Source organism: Synechococcus sp. H55.7, from assembly GCF_047462395.1.
Lineage (GTDB): Bacteria > Cyanobacteriota > Cyanobacteriia > Thermostichales > Thermostichaceae > Thermostichus.
In genome coordinates this window covers 1-17,116 of record NZ_JANSJD010000005.1, presented here as the reverse complement: position 1 = coordinate 17,116, position 17,116 = coordinate 1, and the positions used below count along the sequence as shown (strand labels likewise).

The 17,116-nt window shown below is 59.0% G+C and carries 16 protein-coding genes and 1 other RNA gene; 5 read left to right on the top strand and 12 right to left on the bottom strand.

Translation table 11 applies throughout. The annotated features are described in order from the left end of the window. Nucleotides 1-77: 77 nt before the first annotated feature. The gene (locus NW851_RS03380; RefSeq protein ID WP_414337053.1) at nucleotides 78-1,142 is read right to left on the bottom strand and encodes an OmpA family protein; all 1,065 of its coding nucleotides are present in this window, start codon (nucleotides 1,140-1,142) and stop codon (nucleotides 78-80) included. 176 nt (nucleotides 1,143-1,318) lie between these two features. Here NW851_RS03380 and NW851_RS03375 point away from each other — a divergent pair, with 176 nt between their 5' ends. Then, entirely contained in the window at nucleotides 1,319-2,002 is a 684-nt protein-coding gene (locus NW851_RS03375; protein WP_414337052.1) for a hypothetical protein, read from the top strand. Between the two features lie 88 nt (nucleotides 2,003-2,090). Then, a complete protein-coding gene (locus NW851_RS03370) occupies nucleotides 2,091-2,336 on the top strand; it encodes a hypothetical protein (protein ID WP_414334435.1) in 246 nt (81 codons plus the stop codon). 23 nt (nucleotides 2,337-2,359) lie between these two features. Here NW851_RS03370 and NW851_RS03365 read toward each other — a convergent pair whose 3' ends face one another. The 4 genes from NW851_RS03365 to NW851_RS03350 all read right to left on the bottom strand — a co-directional run bounded on the left by NW851_RS03365 (nucleotide 2,360) and on the right by NW851_RS03350 (nucleotide 7,942). Continuing rightward, nucleotides 2,360-2,560, bottom strand: a complete 201-nt coding sequence (locus NW851_RS03365; protein WP_414337050.1) for a hypothetical protein — start codon at nucleotides 2,558-2,560, stop codon at nucleotides 2,360-2,362. 236 nt (nucleotides 2,561-2,796) lie between these two features. Then, nucleotides 2,797-4,197, bottom strand: coding sequence for a 1-acyl-sn-glycerol-3-phosphate acyltransferase (locus tag NW851_RS03360; RefSeq protein WP_414337049.1), 1,401 nt, complete (start codon nucleotides 4,195-4,197; stop codon nucleotides 2,797-2,799). Nucleotides 4,198-4,334: 137 nt separating this feature from the next. Then, a complete protein-coding gene (locus NW851_RS03355; RefSeq protein ID WP_414334431.1) occupies nucleotides 4,335-4,799 on the bottom strand; it encodes an AbrB family transcriptional regulator in 465 nt (154 codons plus the stop codon). Nucleotides 4,800-5,176: 377 nt separating this feature from the next. After that, a complete protein-coding gene (locus NW851_RS03350; RefSeq protein WP_414337047.1) occupies nucleotides 5,177-7,942 on the bottom strand; it encodes a cation-transporting P-type ATPase in 2,766 nt (921 codons plus the stop codon). A gap of 360 nt (nucleotides 7,943-8,302) precedes the next feature. Here NW851_RS03350 and NW851_RS03345 point away from each other — a divergent pair, with 360 nt between their 5' ends. Both NW851_RS03345 and rnpB read left to right on the top strand, forming a co-directional pair. Next, nucleotides 8,303-9,655 (top strand): FAD/NAD(P)-binding oxidoreductase, encoded by a 1,353-nt coding sequence (locus tag NW851_RS03345; RefSeq protein ID WP_414337045.1) that lies wholly within the window; start codon nucleotides 8,303-8,305, stop codon nucleotides 9,653-9,655. A gap of 216 nt (nucleotides 9,656-9,871) precedes the next feature. After that, an RNA gene (rnpB, locus tag NW851_RS03340) (RNase P RNA component class A) lies at nucleotides 9,872-10,333 on the top strand. Between the two features lie 83 nt (nucleotides 10,334-10,416). Here rnpB and NW851_RS03335 read toward each other — a convergent pair. After that, nucleotides 10,417-11,082 carry a TetR/AcrR family transcriptional regulator gene (locus NW851_RS03335; RefSeq protein WP_414334425.1) on the bottom strand — a complete coding sequence of 222 codons (666 nt, stop codon included), beginning with the start codon at nucleotides 11,080-11,082 and terminating at the stop codon, nucleotides 10,417-10,419. A gap of 320 nt (nucleotides 11,083-11,402) precedes the next feature. Between NW851_RS03335 and NW851_RS03330 the strand changes: the two genes are divergently transcribed. Next, on the top strand, nucleotides 11,403-12,296 hold the full coding sequence (locus tag NW851_RS03330) for an acyl-CoA desaturase (protein ID WP_414334423.1): 894 nt from the start codon (nucleotides 11,403-11,405) through the stop codon (nucleotides 12,294-12,296). Nucleotides 12,297-12,381: 85 nt separating this feature from the next. On the opposite strand, the gene NW851_RS03325 is transcribed toward NW851_RS03330, so the two are convergent. From NW851_RS03325 to NW851_RS03300, 6 genes are all read right to left on the bottom strand, one after another. Beyond that, nucleotides 12,382-12,642: a hypothetical protein gene (locus NW851_RS03325; protein ID WP_414334448.1), complete on the bottom strand. Its 261-nt coding sequence runs from the start codon at nucleotides 12,640-12,642 to the stop codon at nucleotides 12,382-12,384. Nucleotides 12,643-12,835: 193 nt separating this feature from the next. Further along, nucleotides 12,836-13,099: a helix-turn-helix domain-containing protein gene (locus NW851_RS03320; protein WP_414334421.1), complete on the bottom strand. Its 264-nt coding sequence runs from the start codon at nucleotides 13,097-13,099 to the stop codon at nucleotides 12,836-12,838. Nucleotides 13,100-13,249: 150 nt separating this feature from the next. Next, entirely contained in the window at nucleotides 13,250-14,509 is a 1,260-nt protein-coding gene (locus tag NW851_RS03315; protein WP_414337043.1) for a sensor histidine kinase, read from the bottom strand. An 84-nt stretch (nucleotides 14,510-14,593) separates the two neighbouring features. After that, entirely contained in the window at nucleotides 14,594-15,358 is a 765-nt protein-coding gene (locus NW851_RS03310) for an SDR family oxidoreductase (protein WP_414334417.1), read from the bottom strand. Between the two features lie 20 nt (nucleotides 15,359-15,378). Continuing rightward, nucleotides 15,379-16,395, bottom strand: a complete 1,017-nt coding sequence (locus NW851_RS03305; protein ID WP_414337040.1) for a ketopantoate reductase family protein — start codon at nucleotides 16,393-16,395, stop codon at nucleotides 15,379-15,381. A gap of 22 nt (nucleotides 16,396-16,417) precedes the next feature. After that, entirely contained in the window at nucleotides 16,418-16,525 is a 108-nt protein-coding gene (locus tag NW851_RS03300; protein ID WP_414334413.1) for a PetM family cytochrome b6-f complex subunit 7, read from the bottom strand. Nucleotides 16,526-17,116: the final 591 nt, after the last annotated feature.

The following is a 17,116-nucleotide window of genomic DNA, read 5'->3' as shown; positions in this document are numbered from 1 at the left end:
CTAAGCTAGTTCGCCACAGCCGCAGTGTCCAGACTTTCAACAATGCCTGTCCTGCCCCAACCCTCGGCAACTCCCCCCTAGGGGAGCCTGCCGCCGGCCAGATCCACCAACTCCACGCGACGATTCTTTGCCCGGCCCTCGTCAGTGGCGTTGCTGGCAACAGGAGCGGAGAATCCCACACCAACCGGATAGAGTCGGCGCTGCTCAATGCCAAGCTGAACCAAGCGGTTGACCACAGCTTCGGCCCGACGCCGCGAGAGGCCAAGATTGTAGTCGAAGCTGCCGGTTGCATCGGTATGGCCGACCACGAGGATGCTGAGGTCGGCGCGCTCGCGCATCAGCTTGGCGATCTCGGCAAGGGTGGGCTCGGCAGCCGCTTCGATTTGATCCGAGTCATAGGCAAAGAGAATGCCGTAGAGAGCGATCCGGCCATCGCGGCTGATGGCTTGATCCAGCTCGCTGCTGGTCACCAGTTCCAGGCGCTGCTGGCGAGTCTTGACATCGATGACATCCACCCGCCCCAGGGTAATCCCGGTCGGGATCCGTCCACTGCCGCGCGTGACCTCCCAGTCATCGGTATTGACCACAAAGTAGGCGCTTACGAATCGCTCATCGCCTTCGGGCGACTTGCCACGTGCGGCTAAATAGGCAGCAGTGTTTTCTCTCGCGTTCTGGAACGGCCACTGCGCCCGTTCTTCCGGCGTGCCGTAGGTGCCCTTCATATCGAGGATCTCGTGGGCAATCTGGTTGTTGTAGCCGAGGGTCTCGATCTCCTCCCCTAAGCCGGAGAAGAGGATCTCAAAACCAGACTCTTTCAGTTCGGTTTCGTAGTTGCGCAGCGCCTCTAGGGGGGCAACCCGCTCCGGCAATCGGTAATAGGTTGTGATGCGGCGCCCCTCAACAGTTTGAGACCGATACGGCTGCACAGCTCCCATCGCGCCACTGAAGACGATTTTCTCAAGGGCAAACTTGAGGCGGTCGTAGTCGGCCCGCGATTGAAACACAATGCTGGAGCCGGCAAAGCGCTTGAGCCCCGGCGGATCCGCCGTTCCTGGCAGATCGGCCCGGGCTGGCCCCGCATTGACAAGCAGCGCTGTTAGCAGAGCGAAGGCAAAAGGTTGTAAACCTACGCGAAAAGACATAGCCACTCCCTGGTTTTTCCAAAGTCGTTACGGGGCCATTGCCTAGAAGTTTAGCTTGAAAATGCAAAGAGATTAAATACGAACTTTAATGTTTATGTGCTAGTTGCGAATAAGCCTTTACAAACGGGTTGTTGCACCTGAGCCGGAGTTAGATTTTCTACAGGAGGGAAGCGACCATGAGACAAGACTACACCCACATTGCCGTTATCCTGGATCGCACCGGCTCGATGGAGGCGATCCGCGACGATACGATTGGCGGATTCAACGCTTTTCTTCAGCAGCAGAAGTCAGAGCCGGGGTTTGCCACCCTCACTTTGGTTCAGTTTGACTCGCAGGATCCCTATGAGGTCATCCACTATTTCAAGCCCATCGCCGAAGTTCCCGAGCTAACCCGCGAGACCTATGTGCCCCGGGCCTCTACTCCCTTGCTGGATGCCATAGGTCGCGGCATCAACGATCTGGAAAGCAGCCTCAGCAAACTCGGCGAAGCAGATCGCCCTGCCAGGGTGCTTATGGTGGTGGTAACCGATGGCCAAGAGAACGCCAGTCGCGAGTTCCGCAAAGAGCAAATTGAAAAGATGATCAAAGAAAAAGAGAAAAACGGCTGGCAGTTTGTCTTCTTGAGCGCCGATCTGGCTGCCATCAAAGATGCCCATGACTTCGGCTTCGCTCCCAGCGCGGCTCTGCTTTACGAGAAGTCCAGCCTGGGCAGCCAAGGAGCGTGGCGCTCCCTTGCGCTGCGCATCTCCGACTACCGCTCAGCTCGTCTTCAGAGGTTGATGTTCTTTGAGGAAGATCGTCAGCATCCTGACGATCCGAACAAGAACCCTGACGAGCCGATCAAGAATAAACAAGAATAAAAAAATCTGGTGGAACTGGCCGAGACCCTAGCCACGCCAGCAGAGCTGAGCCAATGCCCGCTCACTGGGTTTATCCGCGCAGGGAGCAGTGCAAACAGAGGCGCAACGGGAGCTTGGCCAACTGGTTCCCAAAGAATACGTTGCGCTGCTGCGGCTCACCAACGGCCTTCAGATCAACAACGTCCTCTTCAAAAAGGCAGAGGAGCTGGTGTTCGATGGTCGGGATCGCCGTTTTCACATTGCGAATCTGGGATCCCCCAACGAGCGCTTCTCCTCCTTCGATTCCCTGGCGGCGTTGCTGGTCGAGGCTCTCCGCGAGCAGCAGGTGCTCTAGGCGTTCGCTCGGCCTGGATTCCTTCAGCGCCTTCTGGAGCAGCGGCGCAGCAGCCAACTGGCGGCGGCCCGATCGCCCTCGTCCCAGGCCAATCGCTCCACGGCCACCATCACCATCGAGGTAATCACTGCCTCACTGAGATGTCGGGAGCGCAAGTGCTGCACGGCTGAGGTGGCGGCCTCTAGGTCGCGCCTACGAATTGCGCGGAGCAGCTCATCGGACATAGACAAGGCCAACTCGCCTCACTACCTTTCTACCGCAGGAGCCAAAATTTCCCCTTCTTCCTCACCTTCTTGTCAGATAACGCAAAAATTCGTCTGGCTTCCCTAAAACTTCTTAAAGAACATCGGAGAAATTGTTGGAGAAGGAAGCTGTGCACTTCTCAAGAGGGAGCTGGGATCCGTTTTGGCCCAAGGCTTCCCAGTCCGCTCAACCCACCTCAAGTCAACCAGCCGAGAGATCAGCGGGCAGCCATGGCCGCTGGGGAGCGCGGGATCCCGTGCAGCAGCCGCTCCATCTCTGCTTGCAAATCCTGGGTCAGGGCTTGTACGGCTTGCCGGCGGTTGGCCTGGTAGGCGGGCCAGCGCTCCGAAACCGAGAGGGGATCCCCGATGCTGAAACGGGCCAGCCGCGGCCCCAACCTGGGGGGGTCAGCACCGACGGGGTTTTTCCCCTTGATCCAGGCCAAGAGGTTCCACAGCCGCAGGGCGGTTTCGGCCAGTTCCTCCAAACTGGGTTGCTCCGGCAGGGGACGCACAGCAAACACCATCAGGGTCTCCACCAGGCGCATGTGCCAGAGGTGGAAGCCGGCCTCCGAGGCGACGCGATTGGCCAACCCCTTCTCCAAAGCCGAAAGGGCAGCAATGTCGGCAATATCTTCCCGGTAGATCCAAGCCCAGCCTGCCTGTTCGATGCGATGCCGCCGCTCGATCAAGTCTCCCTGGGGCTGCAGGCCAAAGTGCTGCTCGGCCACGCGCAGGGCCAGATCTGATAGGCTTTGCAGACGTGCCAACAGATCCCCTCCCCCTCTCAGGTTAACCCGCGCCGCGTCGGGCAAAGCTGGGGCGTAGAAGCGCTCGTAAAAACGCTCCATCACCTGAATCAGATGTTCGGCCAAGCGGAGCAGGCGGGCCATCAGAAACCCCTTGCCGACATGGGCCGAGCGGGTGGCCGGGAGCTTGCAATCGGCCTCCATGCGGTGGAGCAACCTGTCCAGCACCGGGCTGGGATCCCTCAAGTAGGAGTAGCGAATGCCCACCGGCAAGATCAGCACCTCCTCTGGCCGTCCCGCCTTGTGCAGATCCTCTACCGCCCAAAAACCCATCTGGGCCACTCCCGGCTCCAGCGGGTTGAGCAGCCCACTCATGCCGTTGATCGTTCCTTCGGGAGCGACTGCCAGGGGGTACTGGCCCGACACAAACTGCTCGCGAGAGCTCTTCAGTCCTGCCCGATCCAGACGGCCCCGTAAAATCGGGATCCCGCCCAGCCGGGGCAATCCCCAACGGGCAATCGAGCCCAGCCACAGCGGCAGGCCACGGTCGTAGACAAACAAGACGTGGGGCCGCTGCCGCAGGCGGATCCCCTCTTGCCGGGCCACCCGAGGCAAAAGGTGGGAAAACAGGTACATCAAGCAGGGAGGATCGTCGAGGGTGGGGTGGCGAAAGGCAACCAACAGGCGAATCTTGCCTGCCTCAAATTGCTGATAAAGCTGAGCCAAACGCTCGCCCCCTTCTACCTCAATGCGCGGGATCCCTTTGGCCCATCGCAACCACAAGGGCAAACCCGTTTGGGCAAAACGAACCACCCACGGTGTCAATCGCGGCGGCAGAAATTTGAGAGGAGGTTGAACGGTCTGCTGCATAGGGATCCTCAAATCTAGGGTTGTCGCCGTCGGTAAACCCAGGCTTTGGATCCCATCTTAGGGAGGGTGAAGAGGGAAGAAAGCCCCGCAGTGACAGTTTCTCAACTGGACTCCCTCCGCCCAACTCCAGAAGAAGTTCAGGCTCCTGCCGTTTTTTTCCTGCGGCCCCGTGTCTTTTTGGGGGCAGCTTCTTCTTTTGAGGTTGAGTCTGAGGTTGAGTCCTCCATCACCTGGCCGTTTAACACTTGCTTGAGGTGAATGTGCTTGTAGCCCAACTGAATCTCAAACTCATCGCCGGGCTTGAGATTCATCTTTTCGGTGTAGGCGGACCCGATGATGAGCTGCCCATTTTTGTGAACGCTGACGCGAAAGGTGGGCTCGCGACCGCGCTTGTCGCGGCTGGAACCTGGGCTGAGGCTCAGACCTTTTGCCTCCAGCACCGCGTCATAAAACTCATTTAAGTTGACGCGGAGCTTGTTGTTCTTGGTCACGGTCACGTAGCCGCAGCGCTTTGCCGTTTCCCGGCGCGGAAGATGCCCCAGCGCTTCGACCTTCTGAAGGAGAGCCTTCCCGGTTAAAGGTTGTGGTGGTATATCTGACATTTTTTAATGTCCTACATCCTTCCCCTAAGATCATAGCCTTATGATGTACTCCTGCAACCAAAAGTTTGAGGCTTTTCTTTCTCATTCGTCGAGCGCCCCAATCTCTGAGCACAGCTTCTGTGACTTCCGGTAGAAAATGAGCACGATTTCCCACTGCAGAGATCGGCGCGGCGGCTCTTATTGTCTTGCAAAAATGGGTCGGAAAGATGGCCAAGAGCAGCATGCCATCAGACCTAGCTCGGTGGGCCTTTTCAGCTCCTGGGGGAAGTCGGCAACATCCAGGCAAAGGGTTATTTCAAACCCAACTCAGATACTCCTCAGGCGCTCCACGCCGCCGACGCGCCCTTTCAGATGGGGGTGCGAGTTGCCAATGCGGCTCACTCGGGATCCACTCGATTGGCCACCGCTGAGACCACGATCATCGGCAGGCTGACCAGCAGACAGAAGCCCCACTGATCCCAAGACAAAGGTGCCGTGTCGAAAATGATGTTCATCACGCCCCACTGGCTGAAGAGGATCTGCAGCAGGATGGCCGCCCCAATGCCGATGCCAACAGCCGCCGTATCCATCAGGCGTTCGTGGTGGTCCAACTGGCTGGCCCGTCCGCGGCCCAACAGGGTGGGAATGGCTTGGCTGAGGCTGAGCAAGTAGAAAATACGCCCGATCACCAGCGCCTGAATGGCCATGCTGCGGGCCAGGTCGATATTGCCGGTGGTTTGTTCAATGTACTCAAAAACCCCGAAGATCAAGATCCAGTTGAAGACCGACACCAGCAGGATGCGCTGCAGCAGCCGAGGAGAAAGCAAGTTGGCATCGGGATCCCGCGGCGGCTGGGTCATCTCCCGCCCCGTGCTGGGCTCGAAGGAGAGGGGCACCGTCATGGTGATGGAGTTGATCATGTTCAGCCACAGCACTTGAACGGCCAAAATGGGCAGCTCCCGGTTGAGGAGGACGCTGAGGAGAATGGTCATCGACTCCCCCCCGTTCACCGGCAGGATGAAGGCAATGGCCTTGAGCAGGTTGTTGTAAACGGTGCGCCCCTCTTCGACGGCGGCCTCGATGGAGGCGAAATTGTCGTCGGTCAAGATCATGTCGGCGGCGGCTTTGGCCACTTCCGTGCCGCCCCTCCCCATGGCAATGCCCACATCTGCCTGCTTCAAGGCCGGGGCGTCGTTGACCCCATCGCCGGTCATGGCTACGATCTGACCCCGCGACTGCAGAGCTTCCACCAGGCGCAGCTTTTGCTCCGGCACCACCCGCGCAAAGACGGATCCCTGGTTGGCGGCGGTTACAAACTCCTCTGGGCCAAGCTGCTCCAGATCCCGACCGCTGTAGGCTTTTACCGGTTTGCCGCCGCCCAGGCCCATCTGCTCAGCAATGGCTTGGGCCGTGAGCACATGGTCGCCGGTGATCATCTTGACTTGGATCCCGGCAGTCTGGCAGGAGCGTACGGCGGCAATGGCCTCCGGCCGCGGCGGGTCAATCATCCCCTGCAAGCCCAAGAAAATCAGCCCTTCCTGCAGATCTGAGTGATCCACCTGCGTTTGGCTAGGGGGTACGGCTTTTTGGGCAAAGGCCAGAACCCGCAGCCCCTGCCGCGCCAAGGCCTCCACCTGCTGGCGAATCCGCTCTGCTTCCAAGGGCTGGATCTCCCCCTGGGATCCCATCTGGCTGCCGCAGCGGGGCAAGAGAGCTTCTACGGATCCCTTGACGTAGATACAGTGCTTCTCCGGCCCCAACCGGTGCAGGGTGGCCATGTACTGAAACTCGGATTCAAAGGGGATGCTGTCCAGGCGAGGGCGGCGGCACTGCAGATCGTCTCGATCCAGACCCCCCTTCTGCGCCGCCACGAGCAGAGCCGCCTCAGTGGGATCCCCTACCACTTCCCACTGGCCGTTGTCCTTGGGTTGGAGGCGGGTGTCGTTGCAGAGGCAGCCGGCCAGTAGACAGGCCTCCAGCGAGGGCCATTGGCGCACTTCGACAGGGGAATTGGCTTCCTGGGATAGGATCTGGCCCTGGGGGCTGTAGCCACTGCCGGCGACCCGGTAGAGCTGGGATCCGGCGTAGATGGCCTGCACCGTCATCTGGTTTTCCGTGAGGGTGCCGGTTTTGTCCGAGCAAATCACCGTGGCGCTGCCCAGGGTTTCTACCGCCGGCAACTTGCGGATGATGGCATGGCGGCGGGCCATGCGGGAGACCCCAATGGCCAGGGTTACGGTAACTACCGCCGGCAAGCCTTCGGGGATGGCGCTCACCGCCAGCGCCACTGCCGCCTCAAAGACACTCACTGCCGCTTGGCCCTGCACCAGGCCCACCAAAAAGGTGAGCGCAGCCAAGGTGAGGATAATTTTCAGCAAGGTCAGGCTGAACGCCTCAAACTTGCGCGTCAGGGGAGTTTGCAGGGATTCCCCCTCTTCGATCAACTTGGAAATGCGGCCCGTTTGGGTCTGGTTGCCGATGGCCACCACCACCCCCGCCCCTTGGCCAAAAGTAACGAAGCTGCCGGCGTAGGCCATGTTCTGGCGGTCGGCCAAAGGCGTGTCTTCAGGGAGGGATCCCAGCCGTTTTTCCACCGGCACCGATTCTCCCGTGAGGGCCGATTCGTCCACCTGCAAGTTGCGCGCACTCAGCAGGCGCAGGTCGGCGGGCACCCTGTCTCCCGAGCTCAAGAGCACCACATCCCCCGGTACCAGCTCCCGCGAGGGCAGCCGCACTTTCTGCCCCTCCCGCATCACCGTGACTTCAGTCACCACCGACTTGGCCAGAGCGGCGATCGCCTCCTCCGCCTTAGACTCTTGGATGTAGCTGATGAGGGCGTTGATCACCACCACCGCCCAGATCACGATGGCGTTGCGCCAGGATCCCAGGAACGCCTTGACCGCCCCAGCCACCATCAGGATATAGAGCAGCGACTGGTTAAACTGCTGCAGAAATTTGACCCAGGCCGGCGTTGCAGCTTTGGCTTTCAGCTCATTGGGGCCGTATTGCTGCTGCCTCTTCTCCACTTCAGCTTGAGAGAGGCCCTTTTCCAACAGCCCCGCCAAAGACATCTCCTCTCCGAGGAGTTCCTGGATGGCTTGCTCCTCCGGCAGGGCATGCCAGGCAAGGGCCGGGAGCAGCTCAGGGGATGAAGATTCGGCCATGTTCGGAATCTTGAGTTACAACACCGCGAGGGTTGGATGGGCTGCCTGCCCTCCTTATCTCTGATAGCCTAACCAATGCCATGGGCCCTTCCCGGCAAGGTGTCCTTCGGGGGGCTCTTTACCAAGACAAGCGTCAACAACGTTTAGGCAGCCGGCTAAGATTTGCTTAAAATTCTCAATAGATAGAAAGGATGAACATATTCTTATTAGGTAGAATGATTAGCTAGAGCTTGTAGGGAGCCAAAGGGCTTCGGCTGAACTGTCCGGGCTCCTGGACAGGTGAGCTGGCTCTTTTGCTGTTTTTTAATATGGCCAATTGAGTCTAGCGGTAGCTTTTTTTGTTTCTGTTTTGAGGGAGTTATGGTAGTACCGACTACAAAGCCAAGGGAGTTGCAAGCCCAGTCAGCAGCAGTGCCGCAAAACGGCGCGCGCTCCGAGGTGCAGGGGGCTGCTTCTGGGAGTTCTCCTACAGTTATTCACCATCAGATTGTCGTCGTCGGGGGAGGGGCAGCCGGCATCAGTGCAGCAGCCCAGTTGCTGGAGCGCCAGCGCAACCTCGACATTGCCATCATCGAGCCCTCCGACAAGCACTACTACCAGCCCGGCTGGACGCTGGTGGGCGGGGGCATTGCGCCGCTGGCCAAGTTTGTTCGCGATGAAAAAACCGTCATCCCCAGGGGAGCCAAGTGGATTCAAGCGCGGGTGGCCGAGCTGGATCCGGATCACAACCGCGTCATCACCGAGGCCGGCCAAGTTATCGAATACGACTACCTCATCATGGCCCCCGGGATCCAAATTGACTGGCACCTGATCGAGGGTCTGCCGGAAGCATTGGGCAAGGGCGGCGTGACCAGCAATTACTCCAAAGACTATGCCCCCTACACCTGGGAGACCATCCGCAACTTCCAGGGGGGCACGGCCATCTTCACCTACCCCGCCACTCCCATCAAGTGCGGCGGCGCGCCCCAGAAAATCATGTACATGGCCGACGACGTCTTTAAGAGCAAAAGCGGCGTTGGGGTCAACACCAAAGTTATCTTTTGTACTGCCACTCCCACCCTCTTCGCGGTGCCGGAATACAGCGCCGCCCTGGAGAAAGTGGTGGAGCGCCGCGGGATCCAGGTAAAGTTCAGGCACAACCTCAAGGCCATCCGGCCCGAGGCGCAAGAGGCCATCTTTGAGGTAACCACCGACAAGGGCAAGGAAGAGGTAAGCCTGCACTACGACATGATCCACGTGGCTCCGCCCATGAGCGCCCCGGACTTTGTCAAGCGCAGCCCCCTCGCGGGACCTGGTGGCTGGGTGGAGGTGGACAAGTGGACGCTGCAACACCCCCGCTACCCCAACGTATTCTCTTTGGGGGATGCCTCTTCCCTGCCGACTTCCAAGACGGCAGCCGCAGCCCGCAAGCAGGCGCCGGTGCTGGCAGAAAACCTCTTGGCGGCCATGCAGTCCAAGCCGCTGCCGGCCCGCTACGACGGCTACACCTGCTGCCCCCTGATCACCGGCTACAACTCCCTGATCATGGCGGAGTTTGCCTATGACGCAAAGCTAGCTCCCTCTTTCCCCCTGGATCCAACACGAGAGCGCTACTCCATGTACCTGGCCAAGGTGCACCTGTTGCCCTGGCTGTACTGGAACCGCATGCTCAAGGGCAAAGGGTTTGAAGCGGATATCTTCAAGCCCATCAATAAGCTGGTGCATCGCTACTAAGGCTCTCCACCCCCCTCACCCCCAGCCCCTCTCCCCAAGGGAGAGGGGAGTTCTTTTACAGAGCTTGCTCGCTCTGCCGCTGTGTTACCTCAGGTATGAGAGCTGCTGCCATCCAGATCCTCAATCTGCTTGTTTGGCATGGCACCGAAAGCGCGGCGGCTGTGGTGATGGAGGTGATCTCCGGGTTTGGGAAATGCAGTAGGATCGAGGTGAAGAGAGAGGAGGGGCAGGCGATCGCGTCTTTGCTGTCGCCACCAGACAGCGGGATGAGGAAAGTCCGGGCTTTCAGAAGAACACACCGCTGGGGAAACTCCCAGTGCGGGTAACCGCGAGGACAGTGCCACAGAAACATACCGCCGATGGCTGGGATCCCAGCACAGGTAAGGGTGCAAAGGTGGGGTAAGAGCCCACCAGCAACGTCGAGAGGCGTTGGCTCGGTAAACCCCGGTGGAAAGCAAGGCCGCAGCCGCAGGATCATGGCTGTTCTTCGCCCCTGTCGGCTGCATCGAGATCACGGTACCCAGTAGACGCTGGGGAAGGGTGCTCTCGATGGTGGTGAGCCGCTAGAGGGTGATGGCAACATCACTCCCAGATGGATGATCGCCAGTGCGGGTTAGTTCTTGAAAGTTTTGAAAGAACGCCCCACTACAGAACCCGGCTTACAACCTCCTCTCTTTTCCCCTCTTTTTGGTGCCCATCGCCTGTTTTCGTCCCGCCACTCGCGATAGCAGGACGGAGTCCTAAAGCCGCATGAGAGGAGGCTAGCTCTCTGCCTTTTTCACGTCGGTCAAGCCTGCCATCCACAGCTCTACGCAGGCTTGGAGTAGGTCTGGGATTGGTTCGCTTTCAGCGTTTGATGAGCGGCCATGGGACAACTTCTCCTCGCCGCTCGAGGGCAGGCCGGCGGTGACGGCCAACACGGCTGCCCCCAAAATCATCAGGTGTAAAACCCCAGCGGCTCGGTGAAGGCGCTCGGGCTCGACCGATTGGAACTCAGAGCCGGGGAACTGTTGCAAGTATTGTGTTAGCTGTTCCTGCGCCTGAGAAAAGCCGAGCCTCAGAGCGCGGCGATGCTCCTCGGAATAAAAGCCTGCTTCTCCAACCAAAGAGCGCACCAGCTCAGGATTATCGGCCAGCGCCCGAAAACAGGTGTGGACATAGCGCAGCAGAATGGCCTGCAGCCCAGAGCCTTGGAATGAGGCGGGATCCCCCTGGAGAGGAAGATCGGCAATGCCGGAAAAGACCCCCAGCTCACCAAACACGGCCAAGAGCAGCCCCTGCTTGCTGCCAAAGTGCCGAAATAGGGTGACTTCATTAACGCCGGCTAGGTCTGCGATTTGACGGGTGGTGGTCTGGGTAATGCCCTGACGAACAAACAGCTCCCGAGCCGCGTCTAGCAGCCTTTGCCGAGAGGAAGAACGTGCCATGGTGGGTGATGGGGTAAGGAGTTAGGAGAAAACCCTAGAGAACGGCAGCAGCCTGCAAGTAGCGCTTGCATTCGAGGTGAAATATCGTTAAGCTTAGCCTCAGGCGAGATCAAACCTGCTGCTTTTCTGCTCTCTTGTAGCCGCTTTCACTGCTGGGGCTTGCTTGGGCGGGCCTTCAGGGATCCCGGTTTGCCTTTCAGGGTTGTGAGCTCCTTGTGAGCTGAGTCAGGGATTCGGTGGTCTTTGCATGAGAAGCAACTTTGTGAGGAGGTATTTGATTCTGCGCTGCCCTTTCTCTTTTTCTGAGGTTTTGCTGGTTCATGGCCGTTTCCCTTCCTTCCCAATCGCTGGATAATCCTGACCGTTCTGCTTCGCTCACTCAGCCTGAGCCCCAAAAGTCTTTCCGGTTTGCCTGGGAATTTGTTCTCTTTTTCATTGTTTTTCACGCCCTCGCTTTGGTGGGCGGCATTTTTTACTTTTCCTGGCCGGCCCTGGGAGTGGCTCTATTGCTTCACTGGTGCTTCGGCAGCTTGGGCATCTGCCTAGGGTATCATCGTCTTCTTAGCCATCGCAGTTTCCAAGTGCCCAAGTGGCTGGAATATGTCTTTGCTACCTTCGGCGCTCTCGCCATCCAAGGGGGGCCGATTTTCTGGGTGGGCGGCCATCGTCAGCATCACGCTTTTACTGAAGACGAAGAGCGAGATCCCTACTCTGCTCGCAAAGGCTTTTGGTGGAGCCACATGCTCTGGCTCATTTACCAACGGGAAGAGTTTTTTAACCGTGAGAAGTATTCTGCTTTTGCGCCGGATTTGGCTCGGGATCCTTTTTATCGTTGGCTGGACAAGTATGGGCTGCTGCTGCAATTGCCGCTGGCTGCCGTGCTCTACTTGCTGGGGGGTTGGTCGTTCGTCATCTATGGCATCTTTGTGCGGACGGTGTTGCTGCTGCACTGCACCTGGTTGATCAACTCTGCCAGCCACCTCTGGGGTTACCGAACTTTCGAGAGCGACGACAATGCCCGTAACCTTTGGTGGGCGGCCATCTTAACCTATGGTGAAGGCTGGCACAACAACCATCACGCCGACCCGAAGCGCGTGAAAGCAGGCTTGCGTTGGTGGGAGATCGACATGACCTACTGGGCCATTTGGGTGCTGGCAAGACTGGGTTTGGCCCGTAGATTGCATCTGTCTGACCAAAGCCAGGCTACTGGCTGAACGGCTTCTGTCCCAGAACTTGCAGAGGAATCGTCAAGGGATCCCCACCCCTGGGGCTCCCTTTTTTATTTAATTGCAGAAAGGGCTATTCTTCTAAGGGGCTATACTGCCACGTTCCGTAGTGGTCGAGAATGCGCTTAATTTGCTCTGGGTCGGCACCGGGTTTTTGACAAATATGCAACGCCTCTACTTGGCTGTCTTGGTAGCGAAAGCTGGAGTCTTTTTTCCACTCCAGCTCCGTTTCTACCCCTGAAACACAGGCCAAATGGGCAGCCACTTCCCGATAAACCATCAGGGGCATGGAATCGTAGCGAACAGCGTAACGTTTCAGCTCAGGGATGCTCACGGATGACAACTCAACCTACACAACTCAAAATGTAGCTACCTCTAGCCAAACTGGAAGACTTCCCAAGGGCTCTCGGCAGCCTCTTTCTTCCCCTCACCCCCGCTCCCAGAAGCAATCGCGGTGCAAAACGCAAAAAAATCCCCTGATTAAGACTCTACGTTGGGCATCTGGCTACTGGCAAAGCAAGATGGGGCTAGGCAATTTTGTCATCCACTAGGGTGCAGCAATTGACCTGGTCCAGGCAAATCTTTCCCCATTGCAGAGCCCAGCGTACCAAAGCCACCCGATTTGCAGTTCGGGTTTTACTCAAAATGTTGCTGATGTGATTGTCAACGGTACGTTTGCTAATCTCTAAGCGCTCCGCAATGTCCTGATTGGTCAGCCCTGCAGCAATCAACTCGATGACCTGCAGTTCCCGCTCCGACAACAAATCAGCGGAATGATAGTCGGCGCCCATTCCGAATGCCTGTAGGATGAACTGTAAAGATTACCTACCCCAATTGTAGGGGATCCCCTCCAAGATGGATAGTCCCGCCGCAGGAAAATCTGCGGCAATTCTCAGGCCGAAGGGTTTGGCGATGTTGACGGGAGCGCTTCTGGGCAGCTTTCACAGGGCATCGGCGCGTTTCCGGGGCAGTTCCACCTGCACCCACAGCCCACCTGCTTGTGGGTGATTGCGCAGGCGGATTGTGCCGCCGTGAAGTTCCACAATTTGCCGCACGATCGCCAGCCCCAGGCCGGTGCCGCCTTTGCTGCGGGCCCGCGCCGCATCGGTGCGGTAAAAGGGTTGAAAGACCAGCTCAAATTGATCCTCCGGCAGGCCAGGGCCGTGGTCGTACACCTCCAGCCGCACCTGGGATCCCTGTTCCAAGAGCAGCACGTGGACAGGGGAGTCGGGCGCGCCATATTTGACGGCGTTGTCCAAGAGGTTGAGGATGAGGCGGTAGAGGCGCTGTTCATCTCCCCAGAGATAGAGCTGGGAGGGGCTGCTCAGGTGCAGTTCCTGGTGACGGGGCTTGGCCAGCGGTTCTAAGCTCTGCCAGGCTTCGCGCACTAAGGCTGCCAGATCCACCCAGCGCCATTGGGAGCGGGATCCGGCCCCCAAGTTAAGGGCGCTCAGTTCCAACAAGTCTTGTACCAACTGGCTGAGGCGCAGCGTCTCGTTCAGCAATCGTTCCACCCAAACCGCTTGCGCGGTGTCGACCCGGCTTTGTAAAGTTTCGGCCAGCAGACGAATCGAGGTGAGGGGGGTTTTCAGCTCGTGGGCCACATCCGAGGCCCAGCGATCCCGTTGTTGGGCTAGCAGGGTAGCTTCCAGCCGGTCTTCCAAAAAGATGGCAACCTGCCCCTGCGGCAGTGGCAGCCCCCAAGCCCGCAGCGGAACCGGTTTATTCTCGCCGCCGGAAGGGTAGAAGATCCATTCGCGGCTCTGGATGGGCGTGTTGGCCCCCTGGCGGCGGGTGGCTTCGATGAGCTGATCCAACTCATAGGAGCGCACCCACTCCAGCAGGAGCTTGACGCCCGGCTGCCACTGGCCAATGTGCAGCAGGCGTTGAGCGGCAGGGTTACACTCCAGGACCACGTTGTTCTCGTCCACCCGCAGGTATCCCCAGGGCAGGTGGTGGCTGAGATACTGCCAGTCTTGCAGGTGTCGTTTTTGGCTGGCCCACTCCAGTTCTTGTTGGCGCAGGTGGCGGCTGAGCCGGCTGAGCATCTGTTCTGGCGAACTCAGAGGCAGGGGCACGTGCAGCAGGGATCCCAACTGTTGCAATTGGCGGACGAAGCGGCGCCGACTCTGCCAGAGCAAAATCAGCGTGCCGAGTAGGCCGATGCCCAACCCAATGAGGATCCCGCTTTCCACTCCCATGGGCCCACCCCCTTTGCCGCCATTGTCGCCCAGGGATGGGGGGGTGAATACCGAACAAGCGAAGGGATCGGGATCTTCGCATCCTTATCGGCGATGCACCATTGTCGTGCTGGCCTGGTCGGTGGGCACCAGCAAGACCTCACTGAGGTTGACGTGGGGGGGACGGGTAACGGCAAACAGCACCACCTCGGCCACATCCATCGCCGTCAGGGGGGTGAGGCCCCGATAGACTGCTGCCGCCCGCTCGCGATCGCCGTGGAAGCGCACCTGGCTGAACTCGGTTTCCACCAAGCCGGGCTGGATCTCGGTGACGCGAATGGGGGTGCCCAGCAGATCCAGCTTCAGGCCCTCGGAGATGGCCCGCACGGCGGCTTTGGAAGCACAATAGACGGCGCCGCCGGGATAGGTCTGCCGACCGGCAATGGAGCCGATGTTCACCACATGGCCGCGGCCCCGCTCCACCATGCCGGGCAAGACGGCGCGGGTAACATACAGCAAGCCCTTGATGTTGGTATCGATCATCTCCTCCCAATCTTGCAGAGCACCGGTGTGGAGCTTGTCCAAGCCGCGACTGAGGCCGGCGTTGTTGATCAAGATGTCGATCTCAGCCCAGACCGGCGGCAAAGACTGGAGCGCCTGTTGTACGGCTGCCCTGTCCCGCACATCCAAAGTCAGCAAGTATGAGGAAGCGCCGTAAGCCTGCTGCAACTCCATAGCCAGCTCCTGCAGACGCTCCTGACGGCGGGCCACCAGGATCAGCTTGGCCCCAGAACGGGCAAAAAGCGTGGCACAGGCTGCCCCGATGCCGCTGCTGGCACCGGTGATGAGCACAATGGCGTTTTCCAGCATAGTCCGCAAGAGTTGAGGGGCTACTGGGGGATCTGCGGCTGGGAACGGGCCGCTTTCCCCGCCTGAAGCGAGCGCTCCAGCAGCTTAACGCAAGCATAGAGTGTATCCAAATGGGGAGTCGGGATCCCTGCCCAACGCCCCAGCTCCGCGATGGCGCCGACAATGCTCTCGATCTCCGTCGGTCGCCCCCGCTCAATATCCTGCAGCATCGAGGTGCGATGGGATCCCACGCGGGCTGCATCCTTGAGCCGTTCTTCCAGAGAGACCGGCAGCCGGATCCCCAGCGCTTGGGCCACAGCCTCGGTTTCCTGCATCACCGACTCAACCAACGCATGGGTGGGCGGGTACTGGGCAATTTCGTCTTGGGCCGCGCGGGTGAGGGCGCTGATGGGGTTGAAAGCGGCGTTGCCCCACAGTTTTTGCCAGATCTCGACCCGAATTTGGGAGGTGAGAGTTACAGGAAGCTGCGCCTGCTCAAAGATGGCCGCCAGAGAGCGCAGCCGCTCCGACAACGATCCATCTGGCTCCCCCAGAATATAGCGCCCGCCGCCGGTGTGCAAAACTACCCCCGGCTCTGCCAACTGCACGGCGATGTACACGACACAGCCGATCACCCGCTCGATCGGCAGATGGGCGGCGATCACCCCGCCCGGATCCACCGAAGTCAAGGAGCGCCCCTCAAACTCGCCGCCATGCCGGTAAAAGTACCACCAGGGAACGCCATTCTGAACAACCACAACGGGGGTGTCCGGGCCACACAGGGATCCCAACTGTGGGGCAAGCAGGGGCAAGCTGTAGGCCTTGACAGCAACGATCACCACATCTTGCCGCCCCAGCTCAGCCAAGTCGTCGCTGGCTGTCAGCCGCTCCACCCAAGCCTCAGGGGGATCCCCCTGCCGGATCAGCTTCAACCCTCGGCTGCGGATGGCCTGCAAGTGGGATCCCCGTGCCACCACACTCACTGGAAAACCGGCTCGGGCCAGGCGGACGGCCAAATGCCCCCCGACTGCCCCGGCGCCAACGATGCCGATTTTCATGTTTCACCAAGCGAGGAAATCCCTACTCGGCCCCGCCCTGGGTGACGCGCAGGATCCCGTACCCGAGCGCCACGCCCACTAGGGTCAGGACAATGGAGAGCCCAGCAATGGTGAAGATCTCACTAGCCATAGATTCCTCTCAGGTGGATTGCCTCGCCCTTTAAGGATATCGGATCTTGGGCCTTCGGCCTTCCCCGGGGTGAGGCGGCCCCTCACGCTCAATATCTCAGGAGAGAAAAACCGCAAAGATTACAGTCTGTGAAGATCCCGGCCACCTCGGACTTGATGGAGGCGCGTCACCCGCCTCTATAATGAAAGCAATTTACAAGTCTTTACCGGCATAGGCTAGATTGTAATGCCTACAGCCGTAAAGCTTGTCCGGTAGCTCTCAGATGGCTCATTGGGCCGTTGTTGAGTACTGGAAACGGTTCTGGACAGGGTCTTGGAGCACTGGGAGTCCTACTTGTAAGAGCTCCTGAGTAGCTCTGGCCAAAGAGCCGTTAAAAGAAGGTGAGGCAAAAGACCCGCGAGTTGAGTCTTTATACCTAGGCTCTTCTCTTGCTTCAAGGAAGCAAACTTTGTAGTTTCATTAGCGTTCTCATTCATTTAGATCTTTTTTGGGAGAAGTTGAGATGACCATCGCGGTAGGGCGCGTACGCCAGGAGCGAGGATGGTTCGACATCGTCGATGACTGGCTCAAGCGCGACAGATTCGTGTTTAT

Bases quoted from the DNA above. Each gene is read 5' to 3' on its own strand.
- NW851_RS03305 (WP_414337040.1), bottom strand. From the start codon at position 16,395: ATGAAAATCGGCATCGTTGGCGCCGGGGCAGTCGGGGGGCATTTGGCC.
- NW851_RS03320 (WP_414334421.1), bottom strand. From the start codon at position 13,099: ATGGGCGCCGACTATCATTCCGCTGATTTGTTGTCGGAGCGGGAACTG.
- NW851_RS03310 (WP_414334417.1), bottom strand. From the start codon at position 15,358: ATGCTGGAAAACGCCATTGTGCTCATCACCGGTGCCAGCAGCGGCATC.
- NW851_RS03345 (WP_414337045.1), top strand. From the start codon at position 8,303: ATGGTAGTACCGACTACAAAGCCAAGGGAGTTGCAAGCCCAGTCAGCA.
- NW851_RS03360 (WP_414337049.1), bottom strand. From the start codon at position 4,197: ATGCAGCAGACCGTTCAACCTCCTCTCAAATTTCTGCCGCCGCGATTG.
- NW851_RS03380 (WP_414337053.1), bottom strand. From the start codon at position 1,142: ATGTCTTTTCGCGTAGGTTTACAACCTTTTGCCTTCGCTCTGCTAACA.
- NW851_RS03355 (WP_414334431.1), bottom strand. From the start codon at position 4,799: ATGTCAGATATACCACCACAACCTTTAACCGGGAAGGCTCTCCTTCAG.
- NW851_RS03350 (WP_414337047.1), bottom strand. From the start codon at position 7,942: ATGGCCGAATCTTCATCCCCTGAGCTGCTCCCGGCCCTTGCCTGGCAT.
- NW851_RS03335 (WP_414334425.1), bottom strand. From the start codon at position 11,082: ATGGCACGTTCTTCCTCTCGGCAAAGGCTGCTAGACGCGGCTCGGGAG.
- NW851_RS03315 (WP_414337043.1), bottom strand. From the start codon at position 14,509: ATGGGAGTGGAAAGCGGGATCCTCATTGGGTTGGGCATCGGCCTACTC.
- NW851_RS03300 (WP_414334413.1), bottom strand. From the start codon at position 16,525: ATGGCTAGTGAGATCTTCACCATTGCTGGGCTCTCCATTGTCCTGACC.
- NW851_RS03365 (WP_414337050.1), bottom strand. From the start codon at position 2,560: ATGTCCGATGAGCTGCTCCGCGCAATTCGTAGGCGCGACCTAGAGGCC.
- NW851_RS03330 (WP_414334423.1), top strand. From the start codon at position 11,403: ATGGCCGTTTCCCTTCCTTCCCAATCGCTGGATAATCCTGACCGTTCT.
- NW851_RS03375 (WP_414337052.1), top strand. From the start codon at position 1,319: ATGAGACAAGACTACACCCACATTGCCGTTATCCTGGATCGCACCGGC.